General features: G+C 66.3%; 15 protein-coding genes and 3 pseudogenes. 7 read left to right on the top strand and 11 right to left on the bottom strand.

The annotated features are described in order from the left end of the window. Positions 1-43: 43 nt before the first annotated feature. From tatC to pafA, 5 genes are all read right to left on the bottom strand, one after another. Entirely contained in the window at positions 44-907 is an 864-nt protein-coding gene (gene tatC / locus BST27_RS11360) for a twin-arginine translocase subunit TatC (RefSeq protein WP_069420316.1), read from the bottom strand. Positions 908-1,015: 108 nt separating this feature from the next. Then, the gene (gene tatA / locus BST27_RS11355) at positions 1,016-1,267 is read right to left on the bottom strand and encodes a Sec-independent protein translocase subunit TatA (protein ID WP_069420317.1); all 252 of its coding nucleotides are present in this window, start codon (positions 1,265-1,267) and stop codon (positions 1,016-1,018) included. Between the two features lie 101 nt (positions 1,268-1,368). Continuing rightward, complete coding sequence (locus BST27_RS11350; protein ID WP_069420318.1) at positions 1,369-2,334, bottom strand: helix-turn-helix transcriptional regulator; 966 nt, start codon at positions 2,332-2,334, stop codon at positions 1,369-1,371. Continuing rightward, positions 2,331-3,320, bottom strand: a complete 990-nt coding sequence (locus BST27_RS11345) for a helix-turn-helix transcriptional regulator (RefSeq protein WP_069420319.1) — start codon at positions 3,318-3,320, stop codon at positions 2,331-2,333. Before BST27_RS11345 ends, BST27_RS11350 begins: the two co-directional genes overlap by 4 nt. A 12-nt stretch (positions 3,321-3,332) precedes the next feature. Further along, positions 3,333-4,691 (bottom strand): Pup--protein ligase, encoded by a 1,359-nt coding sequence (gene pafA, locus BST27_RS11340; protein ID WP_139805108.1) that lies wholly within the window; start codon positions 4,689-4,691, stop codon positions 3,333-3,335. Positions 4,692-4,919: 228 nt separating this feature from the next. On the opposite strand from pafA, the gene BST27_RS11335 reads away from it, so the two are divergent. Beyond that, positions 4,920-6,524 (top strand): PPE family protein, encoded by a 1,605-nt coding sequence (locus BST27_RS11335; protein WP_069420321.1) that lies wholly within the window; start codon positions 4,920-4,922, stop codon positions 6,522-6,524. 10 nt (positions 6,525-6,534) lie between these two features. Here the strand turns inward: BST27_RS11335 and prcA are convergent, their stop codons facing one another. From prcA to dop, 4 genes are all read right to left on the bottom strand, one after another. Further along, on the bottom strand, positions 6,535-7,302 hold the full coding sequence (gene prcA, locus BST27_RS11330) for a proteasome subunit alpha (RefSeq protein WP_069420322.1): 768 nt from the start codon (positions 7,300-7,302) through the stop codon (positions 6,535-6,537). Beyond that, positions 7,299-8,168 (bottom strand): proteasome subunit beta, encoded by an 870-nt coding sequence (gene prcB, locus BST27_RS11325; RefSeq protein WP_069420323.1) that lies wholly within the window; start codon positions 8,166-8,168, stop codon positions 7,299-7,301. The genes prcA and prcB overlap by 4 nt, the downstream gene beginning before the upstream one ends. Next, positions 8,165-8,359, bottom strand: coding sequence for a ubiquitin-like protein Pup (locus BST27_RS11320; RefSeq protein ID WP_069420324.1), 195 nt, complete (start codon positions 8,357-8,359; stop codon positions 8,165-8,167). Before BST27_RS11320 ends, prcB begins: the two co-directional genes overlap by 4 nt. Positions 8,360-8,487: 128 nt before the next feature. Then, complete coding sequence (gene dop, locus BST27_RS11315; RefSeq protein ID WP_069420325.1) at positions 8,488-9,984, bottom strand: pup deamidase/depupylase; 1,497 nt, start codon at positions 9,982-9,984, stop codon at positions 8,488-8,490. A gap of 89 nt (positions 9,985-10,073) precedes the next feature. Here dop and BST27_RS11310 point away from each other — a divergent pair, with 89 nt between their 5' ends. Together BST27_RS11310 and BST27_RS11305 are read left to right on the top strand one after the other, a co-directional pair. Then, entirely contained in the window at positions 10,074-11,279 is a 1,206-nt protein-coding gene (locus BST27_RS11310; protein WP_139805107.1) for a hypothetical protein, read from the top strand. After that, entirely contained in the window at positions 11,269-11,898 is a 630-nt protein-coding gene (locus BST27_RS11305) for a hypothetical protein (protein ID WP_069420326.1), read from the top strand. The genes BST27_RS11310 and BST27_RS11305 overlap by 11 nt, the downstream gene beginning before the upstream one ends. Positions 11,899-11,967: 69 nt before the next feature. On the opposite strand, the gene arc is transcribed toward BST27_RS11305, so the two are convergent. Then, on the bottom strand, positions 11,968-13,797 hold the full coding sequence (gene arc, locus BST27_RS11300; protein ID WP_069420327.1) for a proteasome ATPase: 1,830 nt from the start codon (positions 13,795-13,797) through the stop codon (positions 11,968-11,970). 272 nt (positions 13,798-14,069) lie between these two features. On the opposite strand from arc, the gene lppK reads away from it, so the two are divergent. The 4 genes and pseudogenes from lppK to BST27_RS33640 form a co-directional block, all read left to right on the top strand. Then, positions 14,070-14,714 (top strand): lipoprotein LppK, encoded by a 645-nt coding sequence (gene lppK, locus BST27_RS11295; protein WP_069420328.1) that lies wholly within the window; start codon positions 14,070-14,072, stop codon positions 14,712-14,714. 7 nt (positions 14,715-14,721) lie between these two features. Beyond that, positions 14,722-15,018, top strand: coding sequence for a DUF503 domain-containing protein (locus BST27_RS11290; protein WP_069420329.1), 297 nt, complete (start codon positions 14,722-14,724; stop codon positions 15,016-15,018). A gap of 111 nt (positions 15,019-15,129) precedes the next feature. Beyond that, a pseudogene (locus BST27_RS33645) lies at positions 15,130-15,396 on the top strand (PE family protein); the annotation flags it as partial. Positions 15,397-15,435: 39 nt separating this feature from the next. Further along, positions 15,436-15,678, top strand: a pseudogene (locus tag BST27_RS33640) (SAM-dependent methyltransferase); the annotation flags it as partial. Between the two features lie 23 nt (positions 15,679-15,701). Here the strand turns inward: BST27_RS33640 and BST27_RS11280 are convergent. After that, positions 15,702-16,143: pseudogene (locus BST27_RS11280) on the bottom strand (PE family protein); the annotation flags it as partial.

Raw genomic sequence — 16,143 nt, 5'->3', positions numbered from 1 at the left:
CGGCGTGTCGGCGTACAAACACGCACGCTCGCGGGGAGAAAAATTAGGTGACGTCGTCATGGGAACCGCCGATCACCGATGGCGCCGGCACCGGCGAGGGCGGGTCGATGACCGACGCTTGGTCATCGGGTATTTCGGCAGCCGCCGCGCGCTTGGCTTTGCGCTTGTCGTGCACCCGGGCGATCTGGATGGCGAACTCGAGCAGCACGGTCAGCGCCAGCCCCAGCGCGGTCATCGAGAACGGGTCGGAGCCGGGGGTGAAGATCGCCGCGAACAAGAACATCGTGAAGATCAGCCCGCGCCGCCACGCCTTGAGCCGCTCATAGGACAGCACGCCGGCGAGGTTGAGCATCACGATCAGCAGCGGGAACTCGAAACTGACCCCGAACACCACCAGCAGGTTGATCAGGAACCCGAAATACCGGTCACCGGACAGCGCAGTCACCTGCACATCACTGCCGACCGTCAACAAGAAACTCAACGCCTTGGACAGCACCAGGTAGGCCAACATGGCACCGGCGATGAACAGGATCGCGGCGGGAATCACGAACGCGACGGCGAAGCGGCGTTCCTTCTTGTACAGCCCCGGGGTGATGAACGCCCATATCTCGTAGAACCACACCGGGCAGGCCAGCACTATCCCGGCCGTCATACCGACCTTGAGACGCAGCATGAACTGGTCGAACGGCGCGGTGGCCAGCAGCCGGCACTGCCCGTCCGAGCTGATATTGGCCCGCGCCGACGCGGGTAGCGAACAGTAGGGCTGCCGCAGCCACTCGCCGAGGCTTTCCAGCCCGAAAATCGAGTGCGAGTACCAGATGAAGCCGAAGGCCGTGGTGACGACGATCGCAGCCAGCGAGATCAGCAATCGGGTACGTAGTTCGGTCAGATGATCGACCAGGGACATCGTCCCGTCAGGATTGACGCGGCTGCGCCTGTTTCGAGGGTTGAGCCGTTTGAATAAAGCTGAGGCGCGCGCTGAGGCCTTGACACCCACCGCGAGGGTAGACGCCGGCTAGGCCGGGCGCGCCTCGGTGTGACCCTGCTCAGCCGCGGCTGGGGGGTCGACACGCTGCGACTGAACCGGCGTCGGGTTGTCGGTCGAGGCCTCGGCTTTGTTCTCGCTCTGCAGCTCACGGACCTCGGACTTAAAGATTCGTAGCGACTTGCCCAACGAGCGCGCCGCGTCGGGGAGCCGCTTGGCACCGAACAGCACGATCACCACCACAGCGAGGATCAGCCAGTGCCACGGTTGAAGACTGCCCACTTCAATTACCTCCAGACGTCCACCCGATGCTACCGCAGGATGGCGACCCCACCGGGCCAAGCGAGCGCGACCGGCGGCGCGCGCCGCCAGATCAAGCGGTATCAGGCCAGGTCAGCGGCCTGGTAGGCGTCGAGGGCCGCGATCGCGGCGCCGCGTACCCGCTCGGCCAGCGACTTCGGCGCCAGCACCTGCACGGCGGACCCGAAGCCCAGCACCAGCCGGGTCATCCACTCCTCGGAGGCATACGTCATCTCCACCTCGCAGGAGCCGTCGGGGAGTTCCTGCAGTTCCCGCATCGGGTAGTACTCGAACATCCAGGTCACCGACGGCGCGAGTCGCAGTGTTGCCGACGGCAGCGATGGGTCGCCGTCGAACAGCGACGTATCCGGCGGCGCCTGCAGCGCGGGTTCGGGGGGCGCGGCCGGTTCGTCCAGGACGGTGGCGTCGACGATGCGGTCGAACCGGAACAACCGCACCCCGTCCGCCTCCCGCGACCACGCCTCCAAATAGCTCTGACCCCCGATCAGGAGCACCCGGATGGGGTCGACCGTGCGGGTGGTCAGCGTGTCGTGCGAGGCGGCGTAGTAATCGAGGGTCAGGGCGCGCTTCTCGCGAACGGCGGTGCGCACGGCGGCCGTGGCCCGGTTTTCGACGGGCGCCGGCTCGTCGACCGCGGTCACGGTGCCGTGGCTAGCGGCACCCGCGGCCGCCGCGATCTTGGCGATCGCACTGCGCGCCGCCTGCGGGTCGACGACGCCGGGAATGTCCGCCAGCGCCCGCAGCGCTACCAGCAGTCCCGTCGCCTCGGGGGACGTCAACTTCAACGGCCGGTCCATGCCCGCCGAAAAGGTCACCTCGATGGTGTCGCCGGAGAACTCGAAATCGATGAGGTCCCCCGGGTAGTAGCCGGGCAGCCCGCACATCCACAGCTGGTTGAGGTCTTGCTCCAACTGCTTGGGCGTGAGCCCGAGGTCTTTGGCGGCCTCGGCCTTGGTGATCCGCGGATTGGCCTGGAAGTACGGCACCATGTTGAGCAGCCGCACCAGGCGCGTCGAAATGGGTGTCACCTCGGCTCACCCGCCTGGGCGCGCAACCGGGCCAGCACGTCCTCGCGCAGCGACTGCGGTTCCAACACGATCGCGTCGGCCCCATAGCCAGTGATTTCGCGTGCCACCCGGTCGCTGGCGCTGAGCTCGAGTTCGATCACCTCACCGGAGCGGCCGGCCAATTCGCGAGGTCCCAGGGAACGTCCGGCGCGCCGTAGTGCGGTGCCGCGCCCGTCGGCCACCCATACCGTGGCCTGCACACCGGTCGGCGCCTCAGCGATCGCCTCGGCCACGATCTGGCGCAGGTCCACACCTTCGGGCACGGTCACCGCCCCGGCAGGTCCGATCGGGGTCACCTCGGCGCCGATGCGGGACAGCCGGAACGTGCGGGTGGCGTCACGGTCGCGGTCGTGCCCGACGAGATACCAGCGGCCCTTTTCGGTGATGACGCCCCACGGCTCGACCGTGCGCGTGGTGTAGGGCTCACTGCGTGACGGGCGATGCGGGAACTGCACCGCCTGGCGGGAATCGATGGCCGACAACAAGATTCCGAGCACCTTCTCCGACCCGCGCAACCCCGGCTGGCTGACCGGCGAGGCGATCTCGACCGGCGCGTCGGGATCGACGTCCACGCCGGCGGCGCGCAACTTCAGCAGCGCGCCCTGCGTCGCGGTGATCAGCTCGGGCGACTCCCACAACTGGGTGGCGACCGCAACCGCGGCCACCTCGTCGGCGGTCAGCTCGACCGGTGGCAACGCGTAGGCCTCGCGGTTGATGCGGTAGCCCTCGGTGGGGTCCGTCGCCGACACCCTGCCGACCTCGAGCGGGATACCGAGGTCGCGCAGTTCGTTCTTGTCCCGCTCGAACATCCGCGAGAACGCTTCATGGCTAGGGCTCTCGGAATAACCCGCGACGCTGGTTCTGATCTTCTCGGCGGTGATGTACCCGCGGGTGGACAGCAGCGCAATGACGAGGTTGACCAGCCGTTCGACTTTCGAAGTGGGCATCGGGGTTCGTGGTTACATGCTCGCGATCAGCCGCTTGACCCGTTCGTCGACCGCCCGGAACGGGTCCTTGCACAGCACGGTGCGCTGTGCCTGGTCGTTGAGCTTGAGGTGCACCCAGTCGACCGTGAAGTCGCGCCCGGCTGCCTGCGCGGCGCTGATGAACTCGCCGCGCAGCCTGGCGCGGGTGGTCTGGGGCGGACGGTCGACGGCCTCGGCGATCTCCTCGTCGGTGGTGACGCGCGCCGCGAGGCCCTTGCGCTGCAGCAGATCGAAGACGCCACGGCCCCGCTTGATGTCGTGGTACGCCAGGTCCAGCTGGGCGATCTTCGGGTCGGACAGCTCCATGTTGTAGCGGTCCTGGTAACGCTGGAACAGCTTGCGCTTGATAACCCAGTCGATCTCGGTGTCGACCTTGGCGAAGTCCTGGCTCTCCACGGCGTCGAGTTGGCGACCCCAGAGATCGACGACCTGCTCGATCTGGGCATTGGGTTCCCGAGTCTGCAGGTGCTCGACGGCGCGGGCGTAGTACTCCCGCTGGATATCCAGTGCACTCGCCTGACGCCCCCCGGCCAGCCGCACGGGCCGCCGGCCGGTGATGTCGTGGCTGACTTCCCGGATGGCGCGGATGGGGTTGTCCAGGGAGAAATCACGGAACGCCACGCCCGACTCGATCATTTCCAGCACCAGCGCGGCCGTGCCCACCTTGAGCATGGTGGTGGTTTCGCACATGTTGGAGTCGCCGACGATGACGTGCAGGCGGCGGTACTTCTCGGCGTCGGCGTGCGGTTCGTCGCGGGTGTTGATGATCGGGCGTGAGCGCGTCGTCGCACTCGAGACGCCTTCCCAAATGTGTTCGGCGCGTTGGGACAGACAGAACGTGGCCGCCTTGGGCGTCTGCAGCACCTTTCCGGCACCGCAGATCAGCTGGCGGGTGACCAGGAACGGCAGCAGCACGTCGGAAATCCGGGAGAACTCGCCGGCCCGAACGATCAGGTAGTTCTCGTGGCAGCCGTAGGAGTTGCCCGCTGAATCGGTGTTGTTCTTGAACAGGTAGATATCGCCGCCGATGCCTTCGTCGGCGAGGCGCTGCTCGGCGTCGACCAGCAGGTCTTCGAGCACCCATTCGCCGGCGCGGTCGTGGGTGACCAGCTGCACCAGGCTGTCGCATTCGGCGGTGGCGTACTCGGGGTGGCTGCCCACGTCGAGGTACAGCCGTGCGCCGTTACGCAAGAAGACATTCGAACTGCGGCCCCACGACACCACCCGGCGGAACAGGTAGCGCGCCACCTCATCCGGGGAGAGGCGACGATGCCCGTGGAACGTGCAGGTGACACCGAATTCCGTCTCGATGCCCATTATTCGTCGCTGCACACATCGAGCGTACTTGCTGTTTGACGGTGGCGGTCGGCAACCCGCGGCGCGCGTGGCTGGACCGTGACCCGAATGATCGTGCTCGTCCGGCCGCGACCGTTTGACCAGCACTTTTTTCGGGCCGCCATTACCCGGTGTGTCAAGTAACGAATCTTAAAGTTAGTCTGACCGAAATAATTGGCAATTCCATTGCTGAGTGAGGTCGTCGGTGACAGGGGCAGGTGACTGGTGACGGCGGCGATGTGGATGGCGGCGCCGCCGGAGGTCCACTCCGCGCTGCTGAGCGAGGGGCCAGGGCCCGAGCCGCTGCTGGCGTCCGCGGCGGCGTGGGAGTCGCTCAGCCTCGAGTACGCCGCAGCGGCCGAAGAAGTCAACTCGCTGGTGACCGCCGTGCACCCGGGCCAATGGGACGGTTCCGGCGCGGACTCGTTCGCGGCCGCGCACGCGCCCTATACGGCGTGGCTGCTGCAGGCCAGCGCCGACAGCGCCGTGCTGGCCGCACAGCACCAAGCCGCGGCCATGGCCTATTCCGTCGCGCTGGCGGCCATGCCGACACTGGCCGAGTTGGCGGCCAACCACACGGCCCACGCAGCTCTGGTAGCGACGAACTTCTTCGGCATCAACACGATCCCCATCGCGGTCAACGAGGCTGACTATTTGCGAATGTGGATCCAGGCCGCCACCACCATGGCGGTTTACCAGGCCACCGCGGCGGCAGCGGTCTCCTCGGCACCGGAGGCGGCGCCGGCACCCCCGATCCTTGCGCGACCGGCAGCGTCGCTGGATCCGGGGCGTGCGCTGATCGAAGCGCTCAGGCCGTATCTGCTCAGGCTCGGCATCAACCCGCTGATTCGGAATCCGTTGGTGTCCAACGCCGCGACCGAATTCATTGCCGACCTTCTGGAGAACTTCGGTGTGTACTGGGATCCCGGCGCGGGCCTGCTCAATGGTGTTGGCTACGAGTCCTATTCGGACGCCACCCAGCCGATGTGGTACCTGGCCCGGGGCCTGGAACTCATCGGCGACTCGATGCAGATGACGCAAAACCCGGCAATGGCGCTGCAGTATTTCGTGGCCCTCTCGGTGTTCGACTGGCCCACTCACGTCGCCCAGCTGGGTACCGCGATAACCCAATCACCGCTGCTGGTCGCTGCGGCCGGCGGAGCGATGCTGGCACCGGCGGCGATGGGGGGCGGGTTCGCCGGGTTGGCCGGGTTGGCCAGTCTTCCCCAATCGGTCGCCGCGCCCGCCCCGGCGCTTGTCGCGGCCACGCCCGACTCGTGGCCTGCCGGCGGGATGACTTCCACTGTCACGACGGTCGCCTCGGCTCCGACGGGAACTCCGGGATCGGCTCCCGCGCCGGCACCGGGTACCGGCGTCGCCAGCGCCGCACCGGCTGGCCCACCGGCCGCGGGGACGGGCTTCGTACCGCCCTATGCGTTGGCGCCGCCGGGCATCGGGTTCGGTTCCGGGATGGCGTCGAGCGCCAGCGCCAAGGCGCAGCGAAAAGCGCCAGAGCCCGACAGTGCGGCCGCCGCGGCGGAAGCCCGGGCCGCGACCCGCCGCCAGGCGCGTAGTCGGCGGCGCAAGCACATGACGCAGCGCCAGTACGGCCACGAATTCATGGATATGGACGACGTGCCTGACATCGACGAGCATTTGAACCAGCCCAAAGCCTGGGCGGCGGCGTCGGACGAGGGCGCTGGGGCACTGGGAGTGGCTGGGACCGTTCTTCACGAGGTCCAGGCCGAGGCCGCCGGTTTGACGACGTTGGCCACCGACGACTTCAGCAGCACGCCGGACATACCGCTGCTGCCGCGCAACTGGCGATGAAAGCCGCCGGCTACTCCTTGGAGTCGTCGCCCTCGTCGTCGCCATCCTGTTTGGAATCTTCGGTATTCGATTCCTCCAGCAGGGCCTCGAGTTTCGAGCGATGGATTCGCTTGAACGCCCGCCGCGGCCGATTGGCGTCCAGGACTGCGACCTCCAAGCTGGTCACGCTCAGGCTGGCCTGGCCGTTCGTCGACGACTCGGCGCTGCCCGCCCGAAGTGCGTCCAAGGCGATGCGCAAAGCCTGCGGCAAGTCGGCGTTCTCGGTGTAGGACTCCTTGAGCTTGTTGGTGATCGGCTCCGTGGTGCCACCCATCACCACGTAGTGCGGCTCGTCGGCGATCGACCCGTCGTAGGTGATCCGGTAGAGCTCGGGCGCTTTCGTCTCGCCGTAGTGCGCGACCTCGGCCACGCACAACTCGACCTCGTAGGGCTTGGCCTGCTCGGTGAAGATGGTGCCGAGAGTTTGCGCGTAGACGTTGGCCAGTTGCCGGCCGGTGACGTCGCGGCGGTCATAGGCGTAGCCGCGGGTGTCGGCGAATTGGATCCCGCCGCGGCGCAGGTTGTCGAATTCGTTGAACTTCCCGGCGGCCGCAAACCCCACCCGGTCGTAGATTTCGCTGATCTTCTGCAACGACCGCGACGGGTTCTCCGCGACGAACAAAACGCCATCGGCGTATGCCAGCGCCACCACACTGCGGCCCCGAGCGATGCCTTTGCGTGCGAGCTCGCTGCGCTCGCGCATGGCCTGCTCGGGCGAGATGAAATACGGAAAGCTCACTGCTTCTCACCACCGTCGGGGCCGAAAGTGTCAGCGCGCGAGCGGCTTTCGATGATCTCGCGGGCCAGGCCGGCGATGCGGCGCTCCGGCACGTCCACCGCTCCGTCCGCGTCGATGAGGACCGCGGTGGGGAAGATCCCGCGGACCAAATCCGGTCCGCCGGTGGCGGAGTCGTCGTCGGCGGCGTCGTACAGCGCCTCGATGGCAACCCGCAGCGCCGAATCGGCGTCGGTGACACGGGAATACAGCTTCTTCATCGACGACTTGGCGAAGATCGACCCCGAGCCCACCGATTGGTAGCCCTCTTCTTCGATGTTCCACCCGCCGGCGGCGTCGAATGAGACGATGCGGCCCGCGGATTCGGGGTCTGAAGCATGGATGTCGTAGCCGGCCAGCAGCGGCAGCGCGACCAGTCCCTGCATGGCGGCGGCCAGGTTGCCGCGCACCATGATCGCCAGGCGGTTGACCTTGCCGGCAAAGGTGAGCGGTACGCCTTCAAGCTTTTCGTAGTGCTCAAGTTCGACCGCGTAGAGGCGGGCGAACTCGACGGCTATCGCGGCGGTGCCGGCGATGCCGGTGGCCGTGTATTCGTCGGTGATGTACACCTTTTGCACGTCGCGCCCGGCGATCATGTTGCCCTGGGTCGAGCGCCGGTCCCCGGCGATGACGACACCGCCGGGGTACTTCAGAGCCACGATGGTGGTGCCGTGCGGCAGTTGGTCGCCGACGGTTCCCGCGCTGAGGCTTGCGGGCAGCAATTCCGGCGCTTGGTGCCGCAGAAAGTCAGTGAATGACGACAGATCTACTGACGGTGATCGGAAGAGTGCTGAGTTGGTGGACAGGCGATCAGGCAACGGCCAGGTCACTGTCCGCCCTTTTGAACGTATGCGCGGACGAAGTCCTCGGCGTTCTCCTCCAAGACATCGTCGATCTCATCGAGCAGGTCGTCGGTTTCTTCGGTCAGCTTCTCGCGACGCTCCTGGCCTGCAGCAGAAGCGCCAGCGAGATCCTCTTCGTCGCCACCGCCGCCACCACGTTTGGTTTGCTCCTGAGCCATCGCCCGCCTCCTGCTTCGTTAACGGCCCTCCAAGAGGCCTCGTGTGAGTCCACACGCCCGCTGGTCTTTACCTACAGTACCGTTCAGCACCGACGTTTCGTCGGTCTAAGCTCCATTGTCCGCGTTCGCTAGCTGGTGAGCTGCTCCACGAGTTCAACCGCACTGTCCACGGAGTCCAACAACGCGCCGACGTGCGCCTTGCTGCCGCGCAGCGGCTCGAGCGTCGGGATGCGCACCAAGGAATCACCGCCCAGGTCGAAAATCACCGAATCCCAGCTGGCTGCGGCGATGTCGGCGCCGAAGCGGCGCAGGCACTCACCGCGGAAGTATGCGCGGGTATCGGTGGGCGGATTGTCGACCGCCTCCAGCACCTCGTGCTCGGTGACGAGGCGCTTCATCGATCCGCGCGCGACCAGGCGGTTATACAGCCCCTTGTCCAGCCGAACATCCGAATACTGCAGGTCAACCAGGTGCAGCCGGGGGGCCGACCAACTCAGGTTCTCCCGGTGCCGGAAACCCTCGAGCAAGCGCAACTTGGCCGGCCAGTCCAGCAACTCGGCGCACTCCATCGGATCCCGCTCCAACAGGTCGAGAACGTGCGCCCAGGTCTCCACCAGGTGGGACGCCCGGGGATCCGGGTCGCGGCTGTCGACGAGCTTGGCCACCCGGTCGAGGTAGATCCGTTGCAGTGCAAGGCCGGTCAGTTCGCGGCCGTCGGCCAACGCCACCGTCGCCCGCAGCGACGGGTCACGGCTGATGGTGTGCACCGCGTGCACCGGACGGGCCAGCGTCAGGTCGGTGAGGTCGATGCCCTCCTCGATGAGATCGAGCACCAACGCGGTGGTGCCCAATTTCAGGTAGGTCGACGTCTCGGCGAGGTTGGCGTCACCGATGATGACGTGCAATCGGCGGTATCTGTCGGCGTCGGCGTGCGGTTCGTCGCGCGTGTTGATGATGCCGCGTTTGAGCGTTGTTTCCAGCCCGACCTCGACCTCGATGTAGTCGGAGCGCTGGGACAGTTGGAAACCCGGCTCGTCGCCGGACGGGCCGATGCCGACCCGGCCGGAGCCGGTCACCACCTGCCGGGACACCAGGAATGGCGTCAGACCCACGATGATCGCCGAGAACGGCGTCTGCCGCGACATCAGATAGTTCTCGTGCGACCCGTAGGAAGCGCCCTTGCCGTCGACGTTGTTCTTGTAAAGCTGCAGCTTGGCGGCTCCCGGAACGCTGGCGACGTGCCGGGCGGCGGCTTCCATCACCCGCTCCCCGGCCTTGTCCCAGATCACCGCATCCAGCGGATCGGTGCACTCGGGTGCGGAGTACTCCGGGTGCGCGTGGTCGACGTACAGACGCGCCCCGTTGGTCAGGATCATGTTGGCGGCCCCGACCTCGTCGGCGTCGACCACCGGCGGCGGGCCGGCCGAGCGGCTCAGGTCGAAACCGCGGGCGTCGCGTAGCGGCGATTCCACTTCGTAGTCCCAGCGGGTGCGCTTGGCGCGCTGAATCCCGGCGGCCGCCGCGTACGCCAGAACCGCCTGCGTCGAGGTCAGGATCGGGTTGGCGGTCGGGTCAGACGGCGAGGAAATGCCGTACTCGACCTCCGTACCGATAATCCGTTGCATGCGTAAAGCCTAGGCCCGCCGACGATCCGAGCCGTGAACGGCCCGGTGTGACGCGTCAGGGCTGGTCACCGGCACTAAGGTGAGGCGCGATGGAGCTGCCCCTGCTGCGCAAGCGCGCACGCCCCGACACGGCAACGGTCGCGGCCGAGAGTTGGTTCTTACAGCGCGGCCTGCCGTCCGTGCTGACCAGGCGGGCCCGCTGGCGACGGCTGTGGTCCCGTTCGGCGCCCGTGCTGGCGGCCTACGCGATGCTGCATTGCTCGGGGATACCGATCTACCTGATCACCCGCGGCGAGGATGTGAACATCGTCGGGACGCCGTCACCCACCGAGTGGCTGCTACTGGCACTCATCGCGGTCGCGCCGATAGCGATCATCCTCGCCGGCTGGTTGGTCTCGCGACTGCCGAGTGGTCGGGCGCGCGCGATCGCCGCGACCGTCGCAATCTCTGTCGTGGCGACCGTCATCCTGGTGCAGGCCGGCGTGGCACACCTGCCACAGGCCGCTGTGGCCGCGCTGATCATGCTGCTGCTGACGGCCAGCGGCCTCGGCTCCGTGCTCGGGTGGGCGATTCGCATGACGCTGTCGCATCTGGCGACGGTTGGCACCCTGGCGGTGCGCGCGTTGCCGGTCGTGCTGCTGACCACATTGGTGTTTTTCAACGGCAACGTCTGGCTCATGGCGGCGAAGATCAGCGGCGAGCGGCTGCTGCTGGCCTTGGCCTTCCTGGTCGGCATCGCCGTCGCGTTCGTCGTCTCCTCGACCGTGGACCGGGTGAGACCGATGCTCCGGTCACCGGCGTCGGTGCCCAAAGACAGTGAGCTGCTTGCCGATACACCCTTCGAGCCGCTGCCCGATCCGCCGGACGCCCCGGCGCTGACCAGGGCCGAACGGGTCAACGTGGTGTTCGTACTGGCCGTCTCGCAGCTCGCGCAGATCATGGTCGTCGCGGCCCTGACCAGCGCGATCTACCTGGTGCTCGGGTTGATCGTGCTGGATGCCAACCTGCTGAAGGAATGGGCCCACACCGGCGTGACCAGCTCCACCATCCTGGGCTTCACCGTTCCCGTGCCGCATTCGCTGATCCACATGTGCCTGGTGTTGGGCGCCTTGACGTTCATGTACATCAGCGCTCGCGCCGCCGGCGATGAGGAATACCGCACCAGCTTTCTCAATCCGCTGATGGACGACCTGCATGCCACCCTGACGGCACGCAACCGATACCGCGGCACCGTTGCGCGCGTCGCAGTTGACGGCGGTGACAGCGATGATTACCTTCACCCGAATGCCGGGTAAACATGCACGTAGTGAGGTGGCCGACTTAGCCGGTCAGCGATATGGCGAAGTCCTCTTAGTAGTTCCCGGCGAGGCCGGTCCGCAGGCCAACGTCTACAACAGCTATCCGCTCAATGATTGTCCGGCCGAGCTGTGGAGCGCGCTCGACGCGCAAGCTCTGGCCACCGAACACGGCGCCGCCGCGGTGCTGCTCAACGGTCCGCGCTACTGGCTGATGAATGCGATCGAAAAGAACCGCCAGGGTCCGGCGATCATCAAGAACTTCGGCGGGATCGACATGCAACTGCAAGCGACAGTGCTGTTGTCGTCGATGAACCCCGCGCCCTACGTTCCCAATCAGGTCAACCGCCACACCGTATTCGTCTACGACGCAGGCGAAGAGGTCTACGAACTTCAAGACCCCAAGGGTCAACGCTGGATCATGCAGACCTGGAGCCAGGTCGCGGACCCCGAGTTGTCACGAGCAGATCTGCGGAAGCTGGGCGACCGGCTGAAATTGCCCACCGGGTGGTCCTATCACGTCCGCGTGCTGCCCAGTGAGTTGCGCGTTGACACGCTCTCAAGTCCCGCACACGTCGTGCAGGACGACCTGACCAACAGCTACTCGCTGGTCACCTGATATTCGGCGTCCCCCGGACCGAGACGTAGCCGCATCGGCCAAACGCTGGTCGCGGCGAGCGACAAGTGTTTACAGGTACTGACCGAGGTTGGACTCGGTATCGATAGCCCGACTGGCGCTCGAACTCTTCCCGGTGACGAGCGTGCGGATGTAGACGATCCGCTCGCCCTTCTTGCCCGAAATCCGCGCCCAGTCATCGGGGTTGGTGGTGTTGGGCAGGTCCTCGTTCTCGGCGAACTCGTCAACGATCGAATCCAGCAGGTGCTGAATGCGCAGACCGGGCTGGCCAGTCTCCAACACCGACTTGATGGCGTTCTTCTTCGCGCGGTCGACGACGTTCTGGATCATGGCCCCGGAGTTGAAGTCCTTGAAGTACATGACTTCCTTGTCGCCGTTGGCGTAGGTGACTTCCAGGAACCGGTTGTCGTCGATCTCGGCGTACATCCGCTCGACGACCTTTTCGATCATCGCCCTGATGCAGGCCGCCCGGTCGCCGTCGAACTCGGCGAGGTCGTCGGCGTGCACCGGCAGGTTCTCGGTCAGGTACTTCGAGTAAATGTCCTGGGCCGCTTCGGCGTCGGGCCGCTCGATCTTGATCTTCACGTCCAGACGGCCGGGCCGCAGGATGGCCGGGTCGATCATGTCCTCGCGGTTGGACGCGCCGATGACGATGACGTTCTCGAGGCCCTCGACGCCGTCGATCTCGCTGAGCAACTGCGGGACCACGGTGGTCTCGACGTCCGAGGAGACGCCGGTGCCGCGGGTGCGGAAGATCGAGTCCATCTCGTCGAAGAACACGATCACGGGAGTGCCTTCGGAGGCCTTCTCCCGGGCCCGCTGGAAGATCAGCCGGATGTGACGTTCGGTCTCACCGACGAACTTGTTCAGCAGTTCGGGGCCCTTGATGTTGAGGAAGTAGGACTTGGCCTCGCGGGAGTCGTCGCCACGCACCTCGGCCATCTTCTTGGCCAGCGAGTTGGCCACCGCCTTGGCGATCAACGTCTTGCCGCAGCCGGGCGGACCGTAGAGCAACACGCCTTTCGGCGGCCGCAGCGAGTACTCGCGGTAGAGCTCCTTGTGCAGGAAGGGCAGCTCGACCGCGTCGCGGATCTGCTCGATCTGGCGGCTCAGACCGCCGATGTCCTCGTAGCTGACGTCCGGCACCTCTTCGAGGACCAGATCCTCGACCTCGGCCTTGGGGATGCGCTCGAAGGCGTACCCGGCTTTGGTGTCGACCAGCAGAGAATCGCCAGGCCGCAGTTTCCGCGGCCTGGTGTCGTCGTTGAGCGCATCTGGGTGTCCGTCTGGCAGATCCTCGGCCACCAACGGATCGGCCAGCCACACGATGCGTTCCTCGTCGGCGTGACCGACCACCAAGGCCCGATGACCGTCGGCGAGCACCTCGCGCAGGGTCGAGATCTCACCGACCGATTCGAACGAGCCCGCCTCGACGACCGTCAGCGCCTCGTTGAGCCGGACCGTCTGCCCCTTACGAAGAGTCTTGGTGTCGATGTTCGGCGAGCACGTCAGCCGCATCTTGCGGCCGGAGGTGAACACATCGACTGTGTCGTCGTCATGGGTGGCCAACAGGACCCCGTAACCGCTGGGCGGTTGGCCCAATCGGTCGACCTCTTCGCGAAGCGCGAGCAGCTGCTGACGCGCTTCTTTAAGAGTTTCCATTAACTTCGAATTTCGGGCCGCCAGTGAGTCGATCCGAGCTTCTAGCTGGTGCACATCGCGCGCTGAGCGTGTCGGGCTCTGATGGCTGAGCGCGTTCTCGAGTTGCTCGCGAAGCACCGCTGCCTCGCGTCGCAACTGTTCTAATTCGGCAGCATCGCCGCTGGACAGGGAGTTATCGCGAGGGAGCTTGTACGCTTCGGAACGCTCTGAGTCACCCATGTTGCACTCCTTTCCCGCACCAGAAATGGCGTGGCGGATACATCCAAGCTACCGGCGATTGGCGATCCATGTGTGTAGTCAAATGCCGTTGAAAAGTAACAATCTTGGTCTCGCTGGTATTCTCAGCTTCTACTCGGGCCGAGCGAAAGGATCGCTGTGACTGCGAAATCCCAAGCCACAGGCTTGGCGACAGTCGTTGCGGGTGGCGCTCCGGCGGCGAGTGTGACGTGCACTGCTTCTGCCGATTTCCCATAAACCGAACCTCCCGCTGGATGCACCGAAACATCTGCGTAACTTTGGCCAAGGCGACGACGTTGATCGTCGCGGTGGCACTGGCGCTTACGGGATGTTCACCTGACGAAACCAGGAATTCCTCGTCCACGACCCCCTCAAACGCATCGGCGCCGACCAGTCTGAGCTCCGCGCCGCCTCCCACTGCCCTGCCCACCCCAGAGGCGTTGACCGACGTGCTGGCCCGCCTTGCCGATCCGGCCGTCCCGGGCGCCGACAAACTGAACCTCGTCGAGGGTGCAAACCAGGAGACCGCCGCCGCTCTGGACAGGTTCACCACCGCCTCCCGCGACGGCGGGTATCTGCCGATGACTTTCGCGGCCAATGACATCGCATGGTCGGACAAGAATCCGTCGGACGTGATGGCCATGGTGGTGGTCACGACCGCCAACCCGGAGCGCCCTGTGTTCAGCTTCCCCATGGAATTCACGCGCTTCCAGGGCGGCTGGCAGTTGTCCAAGCGGACCGCCGAAACGCTGCTGGCGCTGCAGAAGTCAGGCAGTTCGACGACCGCACCACAGCCTTCTTCGGCCCCTACGCCGGCTCCCACAGGGACCCCTACGCCCGCGCCGACGGGGCCCGGTCCTGCGCCTGAACCATCGCCGTCTCCGTCGCCCACGGGCTGAACCGAGGATGTGGATCGGCTGGCTCGAGTTCGACGTGCTGCTCGGGGACGTGCGTTCCCTCAAGGAGAAGCGTTCGGTGATCCGTCCCGTAGTGGCGGAGTTACGGCGCAAGTTCAGCGTCTCGGCCGCCGAGACGGGGTCGAACGATCTGTACCGCCGGGCGGGCATCGGCGTGTCGGTGGTGTCGGGCGACCGGAGCCATGTGGTCGAGGTGCTCGACGCGGCCGAGCGACTGGTGGCCGCGCACCCGGAGTTCGAGTTGCTGTCGGCGCGGCGGAGTTTGCTGCACAGCGACGATGAATAAGCGCCAGCGCCAAACCCGCTAGGCGGGTGGAGCGTGCCAAAGGCCGGAATTTGTTGGTGCGTTCGGCGTAATCTGTGGTGATCGGGGCTGGGGCGGCGGGGAGGTTGCCTGATGTCGATGTTGATGGTGGTTCCCGACGAGTTGGTCGGCGCGGCCGCCCAGTTGCAAGGAATCGATTCGGCGCTCAGGACGGCAAACGCAGCGGCTGCGGCGCCGATCACTCAACTGCTGGGCGCAGGCGCTGATGAGGTGTCGGCGGCGGTGGCCGCGCTGTTTTCGACACAAGGTCAGGCCTATCAACGGCTGAGCGCCGAGGCGGCGGTCTTCCATGAGCGTTTCATGCAGGCGCTGAGCGGCAGCGCAGGCGCTTATGCGGCCACGGAGGCCGCCAGCATTGAGCAGAGCCTGCTCGACCTGGTGAACACGCCGACCCAATTGTTGTTGTCGACGGTCGTGGAGGCCATGCGAGCGCAGCAATGCTGGACCGAACCGCGCTCGTGGGAGACGTTGCAGCGCGGTTGGAACGTCGTCGGGCTGGCGGTACGGCCGCAACATTCCATGCGCGGGCACACCGCGTTCTTGGTGACGGCGCGGCGTCTGGCGCCCGGTGTCGTCGCCCCGGCGCTACTGGGTCGCAAGCGCCCCGGACGCGACGGCTAGGCCGCAACTCCCCGCCGCAATGGTTACGCGTCCGGGCCGGGCGTACCCGGGGCGCCTGGGATGTTGATCAGCCGTCCGCCCCTGCCGCCGAGCCCACCGACCCCACCGAACCCGCCGGCACCAGGGGAAATGCTGGTCCCCCCGGCGCCGCCGTTGCCCCCTTGGCCACCGGCGCCTATCAGCTGCGCGCTGCCGCCGGCACCGCCGGATCCACCGTTACCGCCGGCTTTGCCGACCGCAGCGTCCCCGCCGGCACCGCCGGCGCCTCCGTTGCCGCCGGCTCCGCCGTTGCCGTACAACAGCCCGCCGCCACCACCTGCGCCGCCGGCTCCGCCCGAACCGCCAGGTCCGCGGGTCGAGTAGGGGCCGGCGCCGCCTTGACCGCCGGCGCCGCCGTTTGCGCCGCTGCCACCGATGATGGGACTCGAGCCGCCAATGCTGAACTGACCCGCTATTCCGTTGGCA

The organism is Mycobacterium intermedium (assembly GCF_002086275.1).
Taxonomy (GTDB): domain Bacteria; phylum Actinomycetota; class Actinomycetes; order Mycobacteriales; family Mycobacteriaceae; genus Mycobacterium; species Mycobacterium intermedium.
This window is presented reverse-complemented; position numbering and strand designations above follow the sequence as displayed.